We start from the raw sequence: 20320 nt of genomic DNA, 5'->3' as shown, positions 1-20320 counted from the left end.
GCCTTCGGGCTCATCCCTTGACCGCGCCGGAGGTGAGGCCGGCGACGATCCGCCGCTGGAAGAGCAGGACGAAGATGATGATCGGGACGGTGATCACCACGGCGGCCGCGGCGATCGATCCGGTGGGCTGCTGGAACTGCGAGCTGCCGGTGAAGAACGCGATCGCCGCGGGCACCGTGCGCGCGGACTCGGTGGAGGTCAGCGAGATCGCGAAGAGGAAGTCGTTCCAGCAGAAGATGAACACGAGGATGGCCGTGGTGAACACGCCCGGCGCGGCCAGCGGCACGATGACCAGCCGGAAGGCCTGCGCGGGCGAGGCCCCGTCCACCTTGGCGGCCTTCTCCAGGTCCCAGGGGATCTCCCGGAAGAACGCCGACAGGGTGTAGATCGCCAGCGGCAGCGAGAAGGTCATGTACGGGATGATCAGCCCGGGCCAGGTGTCGAAGATGCCGATGCTGCGTTCGATGTTGAACAGCGGCGACACCAGGGAGATCGGCGGGAACATCGCGATCAGCAGCGACATCCCGATGAGCACCTGCTTGCCGGGGAACCGCAGCCGGGCCACCGCGTAGGCGGCCATGGTGCCCAGGACCACCGCGATCGCGGTGGCGATGAGCGCGATGCCGATGGAGTTGATCAAGGCCCGGGTGAACTCGGAGGTCTGGAAGATCCCCCGGTAGTTCTCCCAGGTCCAGTCGGTGGGGATGTAGCTGCCGTCGGTGAGGGTGCTGGGCGCCTTGAACGACAGTGCGACGATCCACCACACCGGGAACAGGGCGTACAGCACCACCAGGACGTTGACGACGCCCCATCGCGTCGCGTGCGACCTGCCGGCGGCCATCAGCGCTTCACCTCCGCGCCCGGAGCGGCGGCGCCGAACAGCTTGACGAACGTGAAGGCGATGATCCCGACGCAAATGAAGATCAGGACCGAGATCGCCGACCCGATGCCCAGGTTCAGCGCGGTGAACAGGTTGTCGTAGCCGAGGATGGACAGGGATCCGGTGCCGTGGGCGCCCGCGGTGAGGATGTAGATGTTGTCGAAGATCCGGAAGGCGTCCAGGGTGCGGAACAGCAGGGCGACCAGGATCGCCGGTTTCATCAGCGGCAGCATGACCTTGACGAACCGCTGCCAGGGGGTGGCGCCGTCGACCATCGCGGCTCTCAAAGTCTCTTCGGGAACCAGGGCGAGGCCGGCGAGCAGCAGCAGCGCCATGAACGGGGTGGTCTTCCACACCTCGGCCAGGATGATCAGCCACAGCGCGGGCCACTGTTCGGTGAGCGGGGCCTCCCCGCTGGGCAACAGCCCGGCAAGGTAGCCGAGTTCGGGGGTCCAGGCGTACTGCCAGGAGAAGGCGGCGACGACGGTGACGATGCCGTACGGGATGAGGACGGCGGTGCGGACCGTGCCGCGTGCGAAGAGCGTGCGGTGCATCACCAGGGCGAGGCCCATGCCGAGGACCAGTTCGATGGCCACGGACACGACGGTGAGGAACAGCGTGACCCAGAAGGCGTCCCACCAGAACGGGGAGGTCAGCACGGCCCCGTAGTTGCTGAGGCCGGTGAACTCGGCGCGGCCCGGGAATCGCAGGTCGTAGCGCTGGAGGGACAGATAGACCGCGTAGCCGATCGGGTAGGCGGTCACGGCGACCATGACGAGGACGGCCGGCGCGCACAGCAGCCAGCCCAGCCGGCGTTCCTGCCGGGCGCCCGCCGACAGCGCCTTCTTCGCCTTCGCCTCGTCCTTCGCCGGCTCTGCCATGGTGCTCACGGGATCACACCCTCGGATCGCAGGGCCTCGTCGATCTGTTCCCTGATGGTGGAGACGTCGCTCTCCGGCTGGATGCCGGAGGGCGGGGACAGGGTGTGCGAGACGGCGATCGACACATTCTGGTAGGCGGGGGTGAGCGGCCGTACGCTCGCCGACTCCAGGGAGGTCAGGACCTCCTTGGAGAAGGGGTACTGCTTCATGAAGTCCGGCTCGTCGTACAGGGAGCGCAGGGTGGGGGGCAGTCCGCCCTCGAGCGCCGCGGTGAGCTGGTTCTCCCGGTCCCGCAGGCACAGGGCCGCGTCGAAGGCCAGGTCGGGGTGGCGGGAGAAGGCGCTGACGGCGAGGTCGATGCCGCCGATGGTCGGCCGGGAGGGGCGGTCGGCGTCCACGCGGGGGTAGACCGCCCAGCGGAAGTCCTTGAAGAGCTTGGGGTTGTTGCTCCTCATCGACGGATAGACGAACGGGTAGTTGATCTCGAAGGCCGCCACGCCCGACTCCATCGCGAGCCGGTTCTGGTCCTCCATCTGGTTCGGCAGGGAGGGGTCTGCGGCCGGGGAGCGGGCGAGGTCCCGCATGATCGAGGCGGCCCGGACGGCGGGCGGGCCGAGGGACGGCTCGGTGGCGCTCGGATTCAGGATGGAGCCGCCCGCGCTGTTGACCAGGGAGTTGAACCAGACGGTGAGGCCCTCGTACTGGGCGCCCTGGATCTCGACGTAGTGCGGTTTGCCCTGCCGGGCCAGGTCGCGGGACATGTCCAGCATCTCGGCCCAGGTCGTGGGCGGGGTGGGCACCAGGTCCTTGCGGTACCAGAGCAGCTGGATGTTGGTGTTGTACGGGACGGCGTACAGCTTGCCCTTCCAGGTCGCCGTCTGCAGCGGCACCTCCAGCGTGCCCTCGGTGGCCCGGCGCTCGGCGTCACCGGTCCACTCGCGGATCCAGCGCGCCTCGGCGAACTCGGCGGCCCAGGTCACGTCCAGGCCGAGGATGTCGAGGGAGTCGTCCTCGGCGGCGAGCCGGCGCACCAGCTGCTGGCGCTGGCCGTCGGCGGCGCGGGGCAGCTTGTTGTAGACGATGCGGTAGCGGCCGCCGGACTCCCGGCTGCACCGGTCGGCAGCCTGCTGGAGGGCGCCGGAGTCGTCGGGGAAGTTGTACCAGTTGAGGGTGGGGCGGGAGCCGTCGTCGCCCCCGCCGCAGGCGGCGAGCGTGGACGCCAGCAGGGTGAGTGCGAGCAGCGCCCGCGTGCGTCGCGGCCTTCTGTGACGTCCGCACCTCGCGTGCACGCGCTCCACACCTCGCTCCCGGGCCGGCGGCGCGGGCGTCGTGACCCGCGGCGATGTCTCCCCGCCGGAACGTTAGGCAGTCATGAATGCGACATCAAGGACATACGCGGACGATTATTCAGACACCGGGGCCGATGAGTTCGCGGCTCCCGGCCGGTCCTAGCTCGTGACACCCGAAGAAAGAGTCCTCAGGAAGGGACAGCGCCATGTCGGAGCTTCTCGTCGATTTCATCACCTCCCTCGACGGTTACGCGTCGGGAGAGGGGTGGCCCGGGTTCTGGGGCCTGGAGGGTCCGGAGTACCTCGCCTGGCTCGGCGAGCAGCCCGAGGTCACCTACCTGATGGGAGCGAACACCTACCGTCTGATGTCGGGCTTCGCCGCCGGCAAGGTGCCGGCCGGCCAGGACGAGTTCAGGCCCGAGGAGGAGGAGTCCGTCGACGAGCTCACGCAAGCCCCCAAGGTGGTGTTCTCCTCCAAGCTGGAGGAGCCGCTGGAGTGGGCGAACTGCACGCTCGTGCGCGACGACGCCGTCGAGGCCGTCCGCGCGCTGAAGGCGAGCGGCTCGGGGCTCCTCAGCACGATCGGCAGCCTCAGCCTGAGCCGGTCCCTGCTGCGGGCCGGGCTCGTCGACCGCTTCCGGGTCGTGATGTTCCCGGTGATCACCGGGGCCACGGGCGAGGAGCGCATCTACGACGGCTATCCGGACGTCGCCCTGGAGATGACCGAGCACCGCACCTTCGACGGCCGCATCCAGCTGGTCGAGTACAAGCCGCGGGTGCTGGAGCACCCGCCGCTCGGCGCCCCCGCCTGACGCCGCCACGGCCTCCGGCGCACCGGAGGCTGTGTACGCAGAAGTAAGGGCCGGTTCGGATGCCTCCGAACCGGCCCTCACCTACGACTCCGACGAGTCGGGACGACAGGATTTGAACCTGCGACCCCTTGACCCCCAGTCAAGTGCGCTACCAAGCTGCGCCACGTCCCGTTGCCCGTCTGACCTGGGGATTCCCCCGGCCGAACGCGCACGGAAACCATACCGCACTCGGGGCGGTGATCGCGCATCCGTTTCCCGGCGCCCCTGCCCGCGAGTGACGCTTGACCTCAAGCAAGCTTGAGGTCGCAGGATCGGTGGCATGACGATCACCGAGCAGCGCACACAGACGTACGGATACGCCGGTCTTCCGCACCTGATGGGGCTGATGACCGGGGACGAGAAGCACGGGCCGGCGGCCACGTCGACGCTGGACGTGCTGTGGGTGCTCTACGACCGGGTGCTCCGCGTCGGTCCGGAGAGCATGGGCGACCCCGCACGCGACCGGTTCCTGCTGTCCAAGGGGCACGGGCCGATGGCGTACTACGCCGTCCTCGCCGCCAAGGGGTTCCTGCCGGTGGACCGGCTGCCCGGCTTCGGCTCGTACGACTCCCCGCTGGGCCACCATCCGGACCGGATGCTGGTGCCGGGGGCGGAGATCGGCAGCGGGTCGCTGGGGCACGGGCTGCCGATCGCGGTGGGCACGGCGCTGGGGTTGCGCGCCCAGGGGCTCGGCGAACCGGCGGTGTGGACGCTGGTCGGGGACGCGGAACTGGACGAGGGCAGCAACCACGAGGCGATCGCCTTCGCCGGCCCCGCCAGTCTGGACCGGCTGCACACGGTCGTCGTCGACAACTCCTCGGCGTCGTACGCCCGTCCGGGCGGGATCGCCGCACGCTTCGAGGTGGCCGGCTGGTCCGCCCGCACGGTCGACGGACGCGACCACGAGGCGCTGTACGCCGCGTTCACCGCGCCGCACCCGGGCAGGCCGCACGTGGTCGTGGCCCGGGTCGAGCCCAAGTCCGCGTGAGCCGTCCCTTCCTCCCCACACCTCACTCAACGAAAGGACGATCCCCCGTGGACAGCATGCGTGATCGTTTCGCCCCCGTCGTCACCCAGCTCCTCGACGAGGACCCGCGGGTCGCCGTGGTCCTCGCGGAGGTCGGTGCCGACCGCTTCACCGAGGCGCTGCGCCGGCACCCGGACCGGGTGGTCAACGTGGGCATCCGGGAGCAACTGCTGGTCGGGGCGGCGGCCGGGATGGCGCTGACGGGGCTGCGGCCCGTGGTGCACACCTTCGCCTCCTTCCTGGTCGAGCGGCCGTTCGAGCAGGTCAAGCTGGATCTCGGGCACCAGGGCGTGGGGGCGGTGCTGGTGAGCGCCGCCGCCTCGTTCGACTGGCCGGCCGGGGGCTACACGCACATGGCGCCGGGTGACGTGGCGCTGCTCGACACCCTGGACGGCTGGACCGTGCATGTGCCGGGCCATCCGGACGAGGCGGACACCCTGCTGCGGCGCGCGGTGGCCGCCGGCGACGACAAGGTGTACGTACGGCTGTCCCTGCAGTCCAACCCGCACGGACTGCCCGTGGACGGGGAACGGTTCCGCGCCGTCCGCGAGGGCCGCGCCGGGGTGGTGGTCGCGGTGGGGCCGATGCTGGACGCGGTACTCGCGGCGACGGAGGGCCTGGACGTCACGGTGCTGTACGCCACCACGGTCCGTCCCTTCGACGCGCCCGCGCTGCGTCGTGCCACCGCGACGGCCGGGACCGACGTGGTGCTGGTGGAGCCGTACCTGGCGGGGACCTCGACGGCCGCGGCGAACGACGCGCTCGCCGATGTGCCGCACCGGGTGCTGGGGCTGGGTGTGGGCCGGGCCGAGCTGCGGCGCTACGGGCAGTTCGAGGAGCATGTCGCGGCGCACGGCCTCGACGCGCGGTCCCTGCGCGCCCGGATCACCGCCTTCACCGCCGGGCCGTACCGGCCGGGTGTGACCCGCGCCCGGCGGGACAAGGCGCGGTGTGGCCGCCGGAACCCCCCTCCGGCCCCGGCGGCCACCTGCGATCGGGATCTTGCCACGGGGCACTGACAACGGGACGGGGCCGGACGGCCCCGGGAGGCCGGTCCGCGGCCGGACGGCCCGGGACGTCAGTCCGCCGGGGGCAGTCCCAGCCGGGGGTGCGCCTCCAGCAGCCGGGACGGGGCCGCCTGGCGCCAGGAGTCGGCGAGGATGTCCTGCAGTTCGTCCTCGTCCTCCAGGGGGGCGAGGCGGACCCTGACCCACGCGAACATGGCCTCGTGGTCCGCGATCCAGAACTTCTCCGGCTCGGCGAGGGCCAGTTCGTCGCGCTCCTCCTTGGGGCAGCGCACGGCGACGGACGTCTCGTCCTCGGGCAGCGTGGCGAACATCTTCCCGGCGACCCGGAACGTGGGCATGTTCCAGGCGACCTTCTCCGTGGTGTCCGGCAGGGACAGGGCGATCCGTCGTACGTCTTCGGAATCCGGCATGGCAGGCACGGTAGCGGCCGCCACCGACACTCACCCGACGGGAGGCGGGGACAGCCGTTTGTAGTAGATCGTCGTCGGCCGCAGCACCCCGCCCGGGTCCGCCGCGTAGTCCGGGATCGCGCCGACCTCGGTCCAGCCGGACGTGCGGTACAGGTGCTCGGCGGGGCTGCCGGTCTCGGTGTCCAGGTACAGCAAGGTGATGCCCTGCCCGGCCGCCGCCTCCTCCGCCACGGTCAGCAGCCGCCGGGCGAGGCCCCTGCCGCGGGCGGAGCGGTGCACCATCAGTTTCACCAGTTCCGCGCGGTGCGCGCTGTTGGGCTTGTCGGGCAGGGCGAGGCTCACGGTGCCCAGCACCCGGCCCGGTTCCTCCCGCGCCGTCCAGACCGCGAGCCGGCCGGCGGCGACGGCCTCGCACCGCTGCGTCCACCAGGCGGTGGCGGCGGCACGGTCGAGCGACGCGAGGAAGCCGACGGACGCGCCGCCGTCCACGGTGTCGGTCAGCAGCTCTGCCAGCGTGCCGGTCATGCCCAGCAGCCGGGCGGCGTCGGGGCGTTCGATGTTCACGGCCGCACCACCGCCAGCACGTAGAGCACGTCCTCGGGGCCGGGGCAGCGGAACCGGGTGGGCCCCCAGACCCGCAGGCGCAGGCAGTCGCCGCGGCCGAGGCGGTGCCCGGTGTCCCCGACGGTGACGGCGAGGGAGCCTTCGAGCACCCAGATGTGCTGTTCCAGGCCGGGCACCGGCGGCCGGTCGTAGGCGATGTCGGCGCCTGCGGTCAGGCGTCCCTCGACGAGTTCGCCGCGCAGTCCGCCGTGCGGCGGGGACACCGACCGGCGCACGAAGCCGGAGGCGCGGTCCTGCCACACCGGCTGGTCGGCGGCGCGCACCACCGGCGCGGGTTCCGCCTCGATCTCGCTGAGCAGCTGGGACATGGTGCGGCCGTAGACCGCGCACAGCCGGTTCAGCAGCGAGGCGGTGGGGCTGGTCTCGGCCCGCTCTGCCCGGGACAGCGTGGACCGGCTGACGCCGCTGCGCTCCGCCAACTCCCCGAGAGACCAGCCGTGTTCGGCCCGCAGTTCGGACAGACGCGCACCGAGCCGGACGTCGACGGGATCGAGGACGAGCCCTTGCTCCTGTTTCACATCCGGGACGATATCCCGAATACGACCGGCCTGGAAGCCGGCGACCCGAAAGCCGCCCCGCGACGTCGGCCGCCCGCGTCCCCCAGGCCGTCGCCCGGGCCGCTCAGAGGAGGGCGCCGCCGGAGACCTCGATCCGCTGGGCGGTGACCCAGCGCAGGCCGTCGGAGGCCAGGGTGGCGATGGCGTCGCCGATCTCCTCGGGTTCGCCGACGCGGCCGAGCGCGGTCTGCCCGGCCAGAACCTGGCGCATCCCGGCGTCGTCCCGCATCGCCCCACCGTTGAAGTCCGTGGCGGTCGGCCCCGGGGCGACGGAGTTGACCCGGATGCCGCGCGGGCCGAGCTCTGCGGCGAGGGTGCGGCTCAAGGCTTCGACGGCGGCCTTCGAGGCGGAGTAGACCGACGTGGCGGGGCTGGTGTGCCGGGTCAGTGACGTCGAGACGTTGATGACGCGGCCGCCCCGGGCCAGCAGTGGCACGAGTGCCTGGGTGAGGAAGAACGTGCCCCGGACGTTGGTGCCCATCACCGTGTCGAAGTCGTCGGTCGTGACGCCCTCCAGCGGTCCGAAGATCCCCACCCCGGCGTTGTTGACCAGGATGTCGAACCGCGAAGCACCCCAGCGCTCCAACTGCTCACCCAGTGCGGAGGTGAAGGACGGGAAGGAGGAGACGTCACCGATGTCGAGCCGGAGCACAGCGGCGGTCCCACCCGCCGCCCGCGCCTGTTCCGCCGTCCTTCCGGCCCCGTCCGCGTCGCCGCGGTGGGTGACCAGGACCCGCACCCCGCGTGCGGCCAGGGCGACGGCCGCGGCACGTCCGAGACCGCGATTCGCGCCGGTCACCAAAGCGATCCTGTCGTTGGTCATGAACTGTCCCTCCGCCGCGCGACCATCGGCTCACCCGGGCGTCGCAGATGCGATGCGAGTCACTCGACTCGCCTTCCTCTCGTACCGTAGGCAGCACCAATGAGGCGAGTCAAGTGACTCGCCTCGGATCTACGGCATACTGTCCGCATGGCAGCAGAGCTCTCCGCACACCACCGCAGACTCGCTCAGCGCAAGCGCGAGGCGATCATCACCGCGGCCACGGAACTGTTCCTGGACCGCGGCTACGACGGCACCTCGCTGGCCCGGATCGCCGAAGCGGCCGGGGTCTCGAAGTCCACTCTGTTCAAGCAGTTCCCGACCAAGGCGGCACTCTTCGAGGCCATCGTCGCCGAGTCCTGGCAGCGCGACGCCGACGACGCCGCCGCTCGGCCGCGAACAGGGGACCTGCGCTCCGGACTGACCGCCATCGGCCACCGCTATGCCGACCTGGTCGGCCGGCCCGGCATGGCAGCCCTGTTCCGGATCGTCATCGCCGAACTGCCTCGTTTCCCCGAACTGGGACGGATGCAGTTCCAGCTCGGCAAACTGCCCTACTTCACGTCCGTCCGGCACTACCTGGAAGCCGAGCACGAGGCGGGCAACGCCGAGGTCCCGGACGCCGAGAGCGCCGCGAACCAGTTCCTCGGCATGATCGCCAACTACGTCCTGTGGCCGCGCATGCTGCTGACCGACTGGAACCCCGCGGCCTCCGACATCCACGACGCCGTCGAAGAGGCCGTCCGGACCATGCTCGCCCGATACGCCCCGGCCCGCCGGCCCGACCCGACGCCGCAAGGCTGACAGCGGCGCTCCACGCTCGGCACGCGTGTCGCCTTCGTCCGGCGAGAGCCTCTCAGGCGTCCTCGGCGGCGGCGTGGAGCGCGTCGAGGACCGGGCGGATCAGCGGGTGCTCCTCGGCGCCCCGGCGCACGGCGGCGAACACCCGGCGCGTGGGCGCCACCCCGTCGACCGGGCGGACGACCACGCCCGCGAGGTCCATGCCGCGCAGCGCCGAGCGGGGCACGAGGGCCACGCCCACGTCCGCCGAGGCGAGGGCGACGACCGCGCGGAAGTCGTCCGAGGAGTGTTCGAGGCGCGGCTGGAACCCGGCGTTCTCACAGGCCAGCACGACCACGTCGTGGCACGGGTTGCCGGGGTACGGGCCGATCCAGGGGTCCTTGGCCAGCTCCGCGAGCGGCACCTCGGGACCGTCGGCGAGGCGGTGGGTGACGGGGACGACCGCGTCGAACGGCTCGGCGTACAGGGGGACGTGCGTCAGCCGCGGGTCGTCGGCGGCGGGCGCCCCCCGGTACTCGACCGCCACGGCGACGTCGACCTGCCGGTCCAGGACCATCGGCAGGCTGGCGTCGCCCTCCGCGTCCTGCACCCTGATGCGGATGCCGGGCGCCGACCGCGCGAGCCGGGCCACCGAAGGCGCGACGACCTGCGCGATGCCGGTGGCGAAGGCGGCGACCGTGACGGTGCCGGCCTCCCCCGCCCCGTAGGCGGCCAGCTCGGCCTCGGCCCGCTCCAGCTGGGCGAGGACCGCGTGGGTGTGGCTGAGCAGGATCTCCCCGGCCGGGGTGAGCCGTACTCCCTTGGCGCCGCGCTCGACCAGGCGGTGGCCGGTCTCCTGTTCCAGCGCGGTGAGCTGCTGGGAGACGGCCGAGGGGGTGAGGTACAGCGCGGCGGCCGCCGCGGTGACCGTGCGGTGGTCCGCCACCGCACGGAGGATGTGGAGCCGCCGCGCCTCGATCATGGGATCGATTGTCTCAAACGCAGCGGTGCGCGACGGTCAGGCGTCGAGCTCCGCACGCGCCGCGACGAACGCGTCGACGGCGCGGTGCACGTCGTCCGTGGAGTGCGCCGCCGACAGCTGCACGCGGATGCGGGCCTGACCCTGGGGCACCACCGGGTAGGAGAAGCCGATCACGTACACGCCGCGCTCGAGCAGCAGCTCCGCCATGCGTCCGGCGCGGGAGGCGTCGCCGATCATCACCGGGGCGATGGCGTGGTCGCCGGGGAGGATGTCGAAGCCCTCCTCGGTCATCCGGCGGCGGAACAGGGCGGTGTTCTCGGCCAGGCGGACGCGCAGGTCGTCGGCCGACTCCAGCAGGTCCAGGACCTTCAGGGAGGCGGCGGCGATCACCGGGGCCAGGGTGTTGGAGAACAGGTACGGGCGGGAGCGCTGGCGCAGCAGCGCGACGATCTCGGCGCGGGCGGCGACATAGCCGCCGGAGGCCCCGCCGAGGGCCTTGCCGAGCGTGCCGGTGATGATGTCGACGCGGTCCATGACGCCGTGCAGTTCCGGCGTGCCACGGCCGCCGGGGCCGACGAACCCGACGGCGTGCGAGTCGTCGACCATGACCATGGCGCCGTGCCGGTCGGCGAGGTCGCAGATCTCGTCCAGCGGGGCGACGTAGCCGTCCATGGAGAAGACGCCGTCGGTGACGATCAGCGTGCGGCGGGCACCGCCCTCGGCGGCCTCCTTCAGCTGGCGCTCCAGGTCGGCCATGTCCCGGTTGGCGTAGCGGAAGCGGCGGGCCTTGGAGAGCCGGATGCCGTCGATGATCGACGCGTGGTTCAGCGCGTCGGAGATCACCGCGTCCTCGGGGCCGAGCAGCGTCTCGAAGACACCGCCGTTGGCATCGAAGCAGGAGGAGTAGAGGATCGTGTCCTCCTGGCCGAGGAACGCCGACAGACGCGCCTCCAGCTCCTTGTGCACCTCCTGGGTGCCGCAGATGAAGCGGACGGACGCCATGCCGTAGCCCCAGCGGTCCAGGGCCTCGTGGGCGGCGGCGATCACCTCGGGGTGGTCGGCGAGGCCGAGGTAGTTGTTGGCGCAGAAGTTGAGGACCTCGCCGGGGCGGCCGCCGGCGGTGACGTTCACGGTCGCGGACTGCGGGGTGCCGATGACGCGCTCGGGCTTGTGCAGGCCGGCGGCGCGGATCTCGTCGAGGGTGGCGCGCAGGTCGTCGCGCACGGAGTCGAACATCTCAGAAGCTCCTTGGAAGGCAGATGACTTACGCGGTCCAGTCGAGGATGACCTTGCCGCCCTTGCCGCCGGCGGCGTCCTCGAAGGCGGCCTCGAAGTCGCGGTGGGAGTAGCGGCCGGTGATGACGGGGGCGAGGTCGAGTCCGCCCTCCAGCAGCACCGACATGGCGTACCAGGTCTCGAACATCTCGCGGCCGTAGATGCCCTTGACGGTGATCATCGAGGTGACGACGCGGGCCCAGTCGACCGGGAACTCCTCGGCGGGCAGGCCGAGCATGGCGATGCGGCCGCCGTGGGTCATGTTGGCGATCATGTCGCGCATCGCCTCGGGGCGGCCGGACATCTCCAGGCCGATGTCGAAGCCCTCGCGCAGGCCGAGGGTGTGCTGCCCGTCGGCGATCGTCGACTCGGACACGTTCAGCGCCAGGGTCGCGCCGATCTTGCGGGCGAGTTCCAGGCGCTCCTCGCTGACGTCGGTGATCACGACGTTGCGCGCGCCCGCGTGGCGGGCCACGGCGGCGGCCATCAGCCCGATCGGACCGGCGCCGGTGATCAGGACGTCCTCACCGACCAGCGGGAAGGACAGCGCGGTGTGCACGGCGTTGCCGAACGGGTCGAAGATCGCGGCGACGTCGAGGTCGACGGGGACGCGGTGCACCCAGACGTTCGTGGCGGGCAGCACGACGTACTCGGCGAACGCGCCGTCGCGCCCGACTCCCAGACCGACGGTGGCCCGGCAGAGGTGGCGGCGGCCGGCCAGGCAGTTGCGGCACTTGCCGCACACCAGGTGGCCCTCGCCGCTGACCCGGTCACCGGGCTTGATGTCGTCGGGGACGTCCCGGCCGGTCTCCACGACCTCGCCGACGAACTCGTGCCCGAGGACCAGCGGGGTGTCGACGGTCTGCTGCGCCCAGCCGTCCCAGTTACGAATGTGCAGGTCGGTGCCGCAGATACCGGTGCGCAGCACCTTGATCAGCACGTCGCCGGGTCCGACGGCGGGCTCCGGGACGTCCATGAGCCACAGCCCGGGCTCCGCCTTCTCCTTGACCAGCGCCTTCAACGCTACGGCTCCTGAGGGTGAGTCCCGCGCCCGGGCACGCCGCAGCGGCCCGGTCCGGGAAGAGGAGTGGAATGCACTGCAATCTGCCGTACAACACCCTCACCGGTCCATCGAGGATTTCTTAAGCGCGGCCACAGCTTTGCTTCACGCGTCACCCGTCCGGCCGCGGGCGGGCGCCTCGCCTCACAGCGGCAGCCCGTCGCCCTCCCGGCGCTCCAGCCGTACGACGAGTTCGGCGGCCTGCGCCTTGATGGCGGCGAGTCCGGGCTGCCCCCAGCCACGCGGCCGGATGTCGCTGACCGCGACGGTGCCCAGCACCATGCCGGTGCCGTCGATGAGCGGCGCCCCCATGTAGGAGCGGACGCCGAATTCGTCCACGACCGCGTTGCCCGCGAACCGCGGGTAGTCGCTCACGTCCTCCAGGACCAGCGCCTTGCGCCGGGCCACCACATGGGTGCAGAAGCCGTGGTCGCGGGGCAGCGCCCGGCCCAGCACGGCGCCGGTGCCGTCACTGCGCAGGACCGGGGAGACGCCCGGGGTGTACAGGCCGGCGAAGAACTGCCCGTGTTCGCCGAGGAAGTTGACCACGGCGTACGGCGCCCCGGTGAGCTCGGCGAGACCACGGGCGAAAGCGTCGAGCCCGGGATCGGGGTGCTCCCCGAGGCCCAGCCGACGCAGTCTGCGGGCGCGTTCCGGGGCCTGTCGGTCCTCCGGGGTGAGCAGCAGTCGACCGGCCGGGCGGGGCGGGTCGTAGCTCATGGGCGGACTCCCGGGAGGTGGGCGTGGTTCATGGACGGGCTCCGAGACGGTGAGCGGGGATCACAGGGGGGCGCCGTACCCCGTGTATGTGGCGGGCGTGTGCGCGATGAGGTGGCGGACGAGTGTCAGCAGGGTCTGCACGCCGGAGCTGGAGATGCGGGCGTCGCAGCAGACGACGGGCACCTCGTCCGGGAGGTCGAGGGCGGCCCGTACCTCCCCGGGGTCGTAGCGGAAGGCGCCGTCGAACTCGTTGACGGCGACGACGAACCGGAGACCGCGCTGCTCGAAGAAGTCGACCGCCGCGAAGCACTCCTCCAGGCGCCGGGTGTCGGCGAGGATCACCGCGCCGAGGGCGCCCTCGCACAGTTCGTCCCACATGAACCAGAAGCGTTCCTGGCCGGGCGTGCCGAACAGGTACAACACGTGTTGGGCGTCGAGGGTGATGCGGCCGAAGTCCATGGCCACGGTCGTCTCGACCTTGTTCTCGATGCCGTCGAGGTTGTCGGTGGCGGCGCTGACGGTGGTGAGCAGCTCCTCCGTGCTGAGCGGCGCGATCTCGCTGACCGCGCCCACGAAGGTGGTCTTGCCCACCCCGAACCCGCCCGCCACCAGGATCTTGAGGGCGGTCGGGAACAGGTCGTCGCCGTGCCCGGCGCCGTCGACCCGGTCAGAGCTGTCGTCGTAGTCCATCGAGCACTGCCTCCAGAAGGGCCCGGTCCGTCGGGTTGTGGTGGAACACGGGGGGTTTGTCGGTCAGCGCGCCGCAGTCGACGAGGTCCGCCAGCAGCACCTTGGTGACGGCCACCGGCAGCCCCAGGTGGGCGGAGACCTCGGCGACCGGGACGGGTGCGCGGCACAGGTCGAGGGCCTGCGCGTGCTCGGGGCCGAGATAGCCGAGGGGGGTGGCGCCGGTGGCCCGCACCTGCGACATGAGGTCGAGGGCGACGGTCGGACGGGTACGCCCGTTGCTGACCGTGAAGGGGCGCACCAGCCGGCCGGCCGCGTCGTCGAGCCACGGCCCGTCACCGGCCGCCTGCACGCTCAAGGCCTCATCGCCGGGGGCTCGACGCCCTGCTGCCGGGGAGCTGTCATCAGGTACGGCCGGACGGACTTCACCAGCATCGCCATCTCGTAGCCGAGCACCGCCGCGTCGGCCTCGCGGCCGGCCATCACGGCGAGGCAGGTGCCGGATCCGGCCGTGGTGACGAACAGCAGCGTCGAGTCGAGCTCGACGACGACCTGCCGGACGTCGCCGCCGTCGCCGAAGCGGATGCCGGCGCTGCGGCCGAGGGAGTACAGGCCGGAGGCGAGGGCGGCCATGTGGTCGGCGGCGTCCGGGTCGAGGCCGTGGACGGACTTCACCAGTCCGTCGCAGGACAGCAGGACGGCGCTGCGGGTGTGCGGCACGCGTTGCACGAGGCCGCTCATCAGCCAGTCGAGGTCGGATACCTGGGCGGTCGGCGCATCGCTCGCCATGGTGGATCGACTCCTTGGGGTACGAAGGTCTGCGGGAGCGGTGGGGGTGGGGGTGGTCATCCGGCGGACGCGCTCCCGTCGTGCCGGGCGGTGTGGTCGGTGCGGGGTGCGGGCACGGCGGGCCGCGCGGGCGCGGGGGACTCCGCCTGGGACTCCGCGAGGCTGATGCCCCGTTGGAAGGCGGCCATCAGCTGGGGATCGTGGCCGGGGACGTGCGCGCTGTCCTGCCGGGGCGCGGGCCCGTCGCGCAGCTGGGGCGCGATGTGCTCCTGGGCGCGGCGGCGGGGCAGTTGGGGCCTGCCCATGGTGCCGCGGACCGGGGTGGCGCGCGGGACGAGGGGCGTGGGCCGCCGGTCGCCCGCGGAGTCCTGCTCGCCGTGGCCGGTGTGGTGGACGCCGGGTACGGCCTCGGCGGGTGTGGGCCGTGCGGCCCGGGAGCCGCGCAGGGGCAGCGGTGGCGGTACGGCACCGTTGTCGGGGGACACGGCCGGGGCGGGCCGGGCGAGCGGGGCCGACAAGGGCGCGGGTGGGTGGGCCGGGACGGCGTGCGCGGCGCCGGGTGCGGGTGTGTCCGGCAGGACATCCGCCGGGCCGCCCGGCGACCTGTCCGCCGGGGTGGCCGACGGGCCGGACAGGGCCGGTGTGTGACGGACCGTGGGCACCGCGCCGGTGTCCGCCGAGGACAGGGGCGCGGTGGTTCCCGGTGCGCCGGCGACGGCGGCCGGTTCCCCGCCGAGCAGGGCCTGCGGCACGACCAGCACGGCCTGCACCCCGCCGTAGATGTTGGTCTGCAGCCGGACGTGGATGCCGTGCCGCCGGGCGAGCTGGGACACGACGAACAGGCCGATCCGGCCGTCGGCCAGCAGGCTGGCGACGTGCACCTGGTCCGGGTCGGTGAGCAGCGCGTTCATCCGGTCCTGCTCGCCGACGGGCATCCCGAGGCCCCGGTCCTCGACCTCGACGGCCAGTCCGGAGGTGACGAGGTTCGCCCGCAGCAGCACCTGGGTGTGCGGGGCCGAGAACACCGTGGCGTTCTCCACGAGTTCGGCCAGCAGGTGGATGACGTCGGCGACCGCGTGCCCGCGCAGGGTGCCGTCGACCGGCGGGACCAGTTTGACCCGCGAGTACTGCTCGACCTCGGCGATCGCCGAGCGCAGCACCTCGGTCATGGGGACCGGGTTGCTCCACTGCCGGCGGGAGACGGCCCCGCCGAGCACGGCGAGGTTCTCGGCGTGGCGGCGGATGCGGGTGGCGAGATGGTCGACGTGGAAGAGCCCCTTGAGCAGGTCGGGGTCCTCCATCTCGTTCTCCAGCTCGTCGAGGATGGAGATCTCGCGGTGCACCAGTGACTGCAGACGCCGGGCGAGGTTGACGAACACCTCGAGTTTCTGTTCGCTGCCCGCCTGGCTGGAGAGCTGCACGGCCTGCACGACGGCGGCCACCGCGCCGTCGTGGGCGCGGGCGAGGTCGGCCGCGAGCAGGTCGAACTCGTCGCCGTCGGCCGGCCGTTCGTCGCGCCGGCCGCGCGGGGGCGGCGGCTCGCCGTTGCGCAGGGCCTCGACGAGGGCGTGCAGGTCGGCCTCGCGCCGTGCGGTGCTCCGGCGCAGGGCGCCGACGCGGTCGTGCACGGAGCGGGCCGCGCGCTCGGCGGCCACGGCGGCGATGACGATGCCGGCGAGGGCCACCGCGGTGGCACCGGAGAGCACGGCCCACAGGGAGGCGCCGGGCCGTGCGCCGGTGGAGCGGACGGTGAACAGCACGGCGGCGCAGGCGCTCAGGGCCACCGCGACGGGCGGCAGTACGGCGAGCCGGAGGAGCTGGGACCGTATGTGCGTCTCGGGCAGGCCCGCGGTGGTCCGTGCGGAGGGCCGTCCGTGGCGTCCGCCCTCGCGGCGCTCCGGCCGTCCGGCCGGGCCGCCCCGGCGGGCGCCGGGGCCGGTGGACCGGGGGGCGCCGCGGTCGGGTGTGCGGGCCACGATCGTGGTGCCGGGCGCGGCTCCGCCGCCGGTCCGGGTCCCGGGCGGACCGGGCGTGCCGGCCGGTCCCGGGTGTCGGAGCCCCTCGCCCCGTCGGCTCCCTCGTCCGCCTTGTGGCTGCACGTGCCGGTCCCCGCTCCCTGTCCCGATCCCAACGACGCGGCCCTCGACGCGAGGCGTGCTGCGACATGAGCCGTCGCGAGCCGTCACGCCGGGCGACCGACACTCACCGTAGTCGCCACCGCATCATGTGCGGTGGGCAGTTGACAAACTCGTGCGGACAGCATCGCGCTCTGGTATGAGGCCTCGTACGACAGACCGATAACCGTCCGGCTGAATGCATCGGGAGTGATCAGCCGTCGATCAGGGCTGGTCAGAAGCGGTCGACGGATCACGGGGGGGCGCGGGAGTACGAGTAGGGGCGCGGGGAGTTGGACGCACGCCCCCGGTGCGACCACGGGCGCCGGGGGGCCGTGGAGGACCTTGAGGCCCCCGGCCAGAACATCACCCTACGTAGTGACGAGTGGTCGCGCCCGGGCAGGTTTCGACGGCCCGTCAGCGGCGCGGCACCGGGGTCTGCGCGGCCGACGACCGGAGCTGTTCGATCACGTCGTCCAGGTGCGCCGCGGCCGCCCGCGCCGCCGCCTCGGGGTCACCGCCGACCACCGCGTCGATGATGGCCAGGTGCTGCGGCAGCGACTGGGCGGGGCGCCCCGGCCGCAGGGCGAGCCGGAACTGGAAGCGGACCATCGGTCCGTTCAGCCGCTCGAGCTGACGCCGGGCGACCTCCTGCCCGCTGGCCTCGATCACCAGTTCGTGCAGCCGCTGGTTGAGGGCGGAGTACGCGTCCCAGGCGCCGTCCGCGACGGCCTGCCGCATGTCCGTGCCGATCCGCTCCAGTTCGGCGCGCTGCCCCTCGTCCGCCCGGCCGGCCGCCTTGCGCGCGCACAGCTGCTCCAGCGCCGACCGGCACTCGGTGATCTGCACGGCCTCCTCGACGGACACCGCGCGGATCCGGGCGCCGCGGCGGGGGACGATCTCCACGATGTCCTCGGCCGCGAGGTCCTGCAACGCCTCACGGACGGCGCCGCGCGTGGTGCCGTAGGACTCGGCGAGCTCGAGTTCGACGAGCCGCTGCCCGGGCACCAGGTCCCCGGAGCGCAGGGCCTGCCTGATGGCGTTCGCCACATACTCGCGGCCGGCAGCGCCCGTAAGCTTGTCCGTCACTCCGTCGACCTCTTCCTCGTCTTCCGTCGTCCGTTCCCGGCGGCCCTCGCTGGAAGAACCCTAGTGCGCGGTCCGGAGGCGACGGCACCCGGGATCCCATCAGGTGAGCATTTTCGTCGGAACATCTTGTCAACAATATCGTTGATGATTTAGCTTCCTTGCACGTTCGCCCCACCTGCTCCCCCAGACCGATCCACCGAAGGAGCGACCATGTCCGCCGTCGCAGCCGCCCGGGTCCCCGAGGTCACCCGCCGCGGCTCCCAGACCGCGATCCCGTGCCTGTTCATGCGGGGCGGCACGTCGCGCGGGCCCTTCTTCGACGCACGGCTGCTGCCCGCCGACCCCGGCCACCGGGACGCCGTCCTGCTGGCGGCGCTGGGCTCGCCGGACCCGCGGCAGATCGACGGCGTCGGCGGGGCGCACCCCCTGACCAGCAAGACCGGTCTGGTGCGCCCGGGCACGGAGGCCGGCATCGACGTGGAGTGGACCTTCGCCCAGGTGCAGCCCGACGGGGACACCGTCGACACCTCGGCCAACTGCGGGAACATGCTCGCCGCCGTGCTGCCCTTCGCCGTGGAGACCGGCATGGTCGTGCCCACCGGGGACCGTACGACGGCCCGGGTGCTGACCCGCAACACCGGCATGGTCGCCGAGATCACCGTCGCCACCCCGGCCGAGCCCTCCGGGACACGGCACGTCGCCTACGACGGCGCCGCGCGCGTCGACGGCGTCCCCGGCACCGCCGCCCCGGTCGAGATCGGCTTCCTGGACACCGCCGGTTCCGTCGCGGGGACGCTGCTGCCCACCGGGCGTCCCCGGGACACCGTGGAGGTGCCGGGGCTGGGCGCCGTGGACGTCACCCTGATCGACAACGGCCAGCCGCTGGTGGTCGTCGAGGCCGCCCGCCTGGGCGCCACCGGCTACGAGAGCCCGGCGGACATCGACGCCGACGAGGCGCTCAGGGCCCGCGTGGAGGCGCTGCGCCTGGTGTGCGGCGAGGCCATGGGCCTGGGCGACGTCGGCGGGCGCAACTACCCGAAGATGACCCTGGTCGCGCCGCCCCGGCACGGCGGCACGCTCAGCACCCGCAGCCTCATCCCCCGGGTCTGCCACCAGTCCATCGGCGTGCTGGCCGCCGTCACCGCGGCCACCGCCTGCGTCGTCGAGGGCACCGTCGCCCGGGACGTGGCGGCCGGGGTGTCCGGCGCGGAGCCCACCGTCTCCGTCGAGCACCCCGCCGGTGAGTTCAGCGTCACGCTCGGGCTCGACCCCGCCGACCCGCGGCGGGTGACACGCTCGGCGCTGCTGCGCACCGCCCGGCTCCTCATGGCCGGCGACCTGCTCGTCCCCCGATCCGTCTGGGACCCCACTCCCACCCTTCAGGAGAAGCACGCGTGATCATCGACATCCACGGCCACTACACCACGGCCCCCGCACCCCTCGGGCAGTGGCGTGACGCGCAGGTGGCCGCGCTCACGGACCCGCTGCGGGCGCCCGATCCGGCGGGACCGGTGATCGGCGACGACGAGATCCGCGAGTCCATCGAGGGCAACCAGCTGCGGCTGATGGACGAGCGCGGCATCGACGTCACCGTCTTCTCCCCCCGCGCCTCGTTCATGGCGCACCACATCGGCGACTTCGCCACGTCCGCCGCCTGGGCACGGATCTGCAACGACCTGTGCCACCGCGTGTCCGAGCTGTACCCGGACCGCTTCGTCCCCGGCGCGATGCTGCCGCAGTCCCCCGGCGTGGACCCGGCCACCGTGGTCCCGGAGATCGAGCGGGCGGTGCTGGAGCTGGGCGCGGTCACCGTCAACCTCAACCCGGACCCGAGCGGCGGCCACTGGACCGCTCCCCCGCTGACCGACCGGTCCTGGTACCCGGTGTGGGAGAAGCTCGTCGAGCTGGACGTGCCGGCCATGGTGCACGTCTCCACCAGCTGCAACCCGGCCTTCCACACCACCGGGGCGCACTACCTCAACGCCGACACCACCGCGTTCATGCAGCTGCTGGCGGGCGACCTGTTCGCCGACTTCCCCGGCCTGCGGCTGGTGATCCCGCACGGCGGCGGCGCGGTGCCGTACCACTGGGGCCGGTTCCGGGGTCTGGCGCAGGCGCTCGGCCGCCCCGAGCCGGAGGAGTCGCTGCTGCGCAACGTCTTCTTCGACACCTGCGTGTACCACCAGCCCGGCATCGACCTGCTGCTGGAGGTGCTCCCCGTAGAGAACGTCCTGTTCGCCTCCGAGACGGTCGGCGCCGTGCGCGGCATCGACCCGCGCACCGGCCACCACTTCGACGACACCCGCCGCTACGTCGAGAAGGCGGGCCTCGCGCCCGAGGACCTGGCCGCGGTCGAGGAACGCAACGCCCGGCGGGTCTACCCCCGCCTCGACGCCCGTCTGACCGCCCAGGGCCGCTGACCCCGCCCGTCCCCCGCGGGGCCACGAGCCCCCGAGA

The 20320-nt window shown here is 72.5% G+C and carries 22 protein-coding genes and 1 tRNA gene; 6 read left to right on the top strand and 17 right to left on the bottom strand.

From position 1 onward, the window contains the following. Positions 1–10: 10 nt before the first annotated feature. From F3L20_RS15245 to F3L20_RS15235, 3 genes are read right to left on the bottom strand one after another with little or no spacing between them, the layout of a single operon-like run. A complete protein-coding gene (locus F3L20_RS15245; protein WP_150154850.1) occupies positions 11–841 on the bottom strand; it encodes a carbohydrate ABC transporter permease in 831 nt (276 codons plus the stop codon). Then, positions 841–1761, bottom strand: a complete 921-nt coding sequence (locus tag F3L20_RS15240; RefSeq protein WP_186567860.1) for a carbohydrate ABC transporter permease — start codon at positions 1759–1761, stop codon at positions 841–843. The genes F3L20_RS15245 and F3L20_RS15240 overlap by 1 nt, the downstream gene beginning before the upstream one ends. Before the next feature lie 5 nt (positions 1762–1766). After that, on the bottom strand, positions 1767–3050 hold the full coding sequence (locus tag F3L20_RS15235) for an ABC transporter substrate-binding protein (protein WP_206338899.1): 1284 nt from the start codon (positions 3048–3050) through the stop codon (positions 1767–1769). 206 nt (positions 3051–3256) lie between these two features. On the opposite strand from F3L20_RS15235, the gene F3L20_RS15230 reads away from it, so the two are divergent. Then, positions 3257–3862 (top strand): dihydrofolate reductase family protein, encoded by a 606-nt coding sequence (locus F3L20_RS15230; RefSeq protein WP_150154849.1) that lies wholly within the window; start codon positions 3257–3259, stop codon positions 3860–3862. Positions 3863–3959: 97 nt separating this feature from the next. Here F3L20_RS15230 and F3L20_RS15225 read toward each other — a convergent pair. After that, a tRNA-Pro gene (locus tag F3L20_RS15225) sits at positions 3960–4033 on the bottom strand. A gap of 148 nt (positions 4034–4181) precedes the next feature. Between F3L20_RS15225 and F3L20_RS15220 the strand changes: the two genes are divergently transcribed. Both F3L20_RS15220 and F3L20_RS15215 read left to right on the top strand, forming a co-directional pair. Further along, complete coding sequence (locus tag F3L20_RS15220; protein WP_150154848.1) at positions 4182–4889, top strand: transketolase; 708 nt, start codon at positions 4182–4184, stop codon at positions 4887–4889. A 47-nt stretch (positions 4890–4936) separates the two neighbouring features. Continuing rightward, entirely contained in the window at positions 4937–5947 is a 1011-nt protein-coding gene (locus tag F3L20_RS15215; protein ID WP_240810913.1) for a transketolase family protein, read from the top strand. Between the two features lie 59 nt (positions 5948–6006). On the opposite strand, the gene F3L20_RS15210 is transcribed toward F3L20_RS15215, so the two are convergent. The 4 genes from F3L20_RS15210 to F3L20_RS15195 form a co-directional block, all read right to left on the bottom strand. Then, positions 6007–6366 (bottom strand): MmcQ/YjbR family DNA-binding protein, encoded by a 360-nt coding sequence (locus F3L20_RS15210; RefSeq protein WP_167534529.1) that lies wholly within the window; start codon positions 6364–6366, stop codon positions 6007–6009. Positions 6367–6396: 30 nt separating this feature from the next. Then, on the bottom strand, positions 6397–6930 hold the full coding sequence (locus F3L20_RS15205; protein ID WP_431193191.1) for a GNAT family N-acetyltransferase: 534 nt from the start codon (positions 6928–6930) through the stop codon (positions 6397–6399). After that, positions 6927–7508 carry a helix-turn-helix domain-containing protein gene (locus tag F3L20_RS15200; RefSeq protein WP_150154846.1) on the bottom strand — a complete coding sequence of 194 codons (582 nt, stop codon included), beginning with the start codon at positions 7506–7508 and terminating at the stop codon, positions 6927–6929. The genes F3L20_RS15205 and F3L20_RS15200 overlap by 4 nt, the downstream gene beginning before the upstream one ends. A 103-nt stretch (positions 7509–7611) precedes the next feature. Then, positions 7612–8370: an SDR family NAD(P)-dependent oxidoreductase gene (locus F3L20_RS15195; protein ID WP_150154845.1), complete on the bottom strand. Its 759-nt coding sequence runs from the start codon at positions 8368–8370 to the stop codon at positions 7612–7614. 147 nt (positions 8371–8517) lie between these two features. Between F3L20_RS15195 and F3L20_RS15190 the strand changes: the two genes are divergently transcribed. Beyond that, a complete protein-coding gene (locus F3L20_RS15190; protein ID WP_150154844.1) occupies positions 8518–9171 on the top strand; it encodes a TetR/AcrR family transcriptional regulator in 654 nt (217 codons plus the stop codon). Positions 9172–9223: 52 nt separating this feature from the next. On the opposite strand, the gene F3L20_RS15185 is transcribed toward F3L20_RS15190, so the two are convergent. The 9 genes from F3L20_RS15185 to F3L20_RS15145 form a co-directional block, all read right to left on the bottom strand. Next, positions 9224–10129, bottom strand: a complete 906-nt coding sequence (locus F3L20_RS15185) for a LysR family transcriptional regulator (RefSeq protein ID WP_150154843.1) — start codon at positions 10127–10129, stop codon at positions 9224–9226. Between the two features lie 36 nt (positions 10130–10165). Next, complete coding sequence (locus tag F3L20_RS15180; RefSeq protein WP_145824931.1) at positions 10166–11365, bottom strand: glycine C-acetyltransferase; 1200 nt, start codon at positions 11363–11365, stop codon at positions 10166–10168. Positions 11366–11393: 28 nt separating this feature from the next. Beyond that, positions 11394–12425, bottom strand: coding sequence for an L-threonine 3-dehydrogenase (tdh, locus tag F3L20_RS15175; protein ID WP_150154842.1), 1032 nt, complete (start codon positions 12423–12425; stop codon positions 11394–11396). Between the two features lie 183 nt (positions 12426–12608). Beyond that, complete coding sequence (locus F3L20_RS15170; RefSeq protein WP_150154841.1) at positions 12609–13184, bottom strand: GAF domain-containing protein; 576 nt, start codon at positions 13182–13184, stop codon at positions 12609–12611. 60 nt (positions 13185–13244) lie between these two features. Continuing rightward, the gene (locus F3L20_RS15165; RefSeq protein WP_150154840.1) at positions 13245–13874 is read right to left on the bottom strand and encodes a GTP-binding protein; all 630 of its coding nucleotides are present in this window, start codon (positions 13872–13874) and stop codon (positions 13245–13247) included. Beyond that, the gene (locus F3L20_RS15160) at positions 13852–14223 is read right to left on the bottom strand and encodes a DUF742 domain-containing protein (protein WP_145825029.1); all 372 of its coding nucleotides are present in this window, start codon (positions 14221–14223) and stop codon (positions 13852–13854) included. The genes F3L20_RS15165 and F3L20_RS15160 overlap by 23 nt, the downstream gene beginning before the upstream one ends. A gap of 2 nt (positions 14224–14225) precedes the next feature. Then, the gene (locus tag F3L20_RS15155) at positions 14226–14660 is read right to left on the bottom strand and encodes a roadblock/LC7 domain-containing protein (RefSeq protein ID WP_006130361.1); all 435 of its coding nucleotides are present in this window, start codon (positions 14658–14660) and stop codon (positions 14226–14228) included. Between the two features lie 56 nt (positions 14661–14716). Next, positions 14717–16636, bottom strand: coding sequence for a sensor histidine kinase (locus tag F3L20_RS15150; protein ID WP_150154839.1), 1920 nt, complete (start codon positions 16634–16636; stop codon positions 14717–14719). 555 nt (positions 16637–17191) lie between these two features. After that, positions 17192–17863, bottom strand: coding sequence for a GntR family transcriptional regulator (locus F3L20_RS15145; protein WP_150154838.1), 672 nt, complete (start codon positions 17861–17863; stop codon positions 17192–17194). Positions 17864–18073: 210 nt separating this feature from the next. Here F3L20_RS15145 and F3L20_RS15140 point away from each other — a divergent pair, with 210 nt between their 5' ends. Together F3L20_RS15140 and F3L20_RS15135 are read left to right on the top strand one after the other, a co-directional pair. Next, positions 18074–19261, top strand: a complete 1188-nt coding sequence (locus F3L20_RS15140; RefSeq protein ID WP_150154837.1) for a 4-oxalomesaconate tautomerase — start codon at positions 18074–18076, stop codon at positions 19259–19261. Further along, positions 19258–20283 carry an amidohydrolase family protein gene (locus F3L20_RS15135; RefSeq protein ID WP_150154836.1) on the top strand — a complete coding sequence of 342 codons (1026 nt, stop codon included), beginning with the start codon at positions 19258–19260 and terminating at the stop codon, positions 20281–20283. The genes F3L20_RS15140 and F3L20_RS15135 overlap by 4 nt, the downstream gene beginning before the upstream one ends. Positions 20284–20320 lie beyond the last annotated feature (37 nt).

It is taken from the genome of Streptomyces tendae (genome assembly GCF_008632955.1).
Taxonomy (GTDB): Bacteria; Actinomycetota; Actinomycetes; order Streptomycetales; family Streptomycetaceae; genus Streptomyces.
Note: the sequence above shows the minus strand (reverse complement) of the source record. Positions and strands in the feature narration are given on the sequence as shown.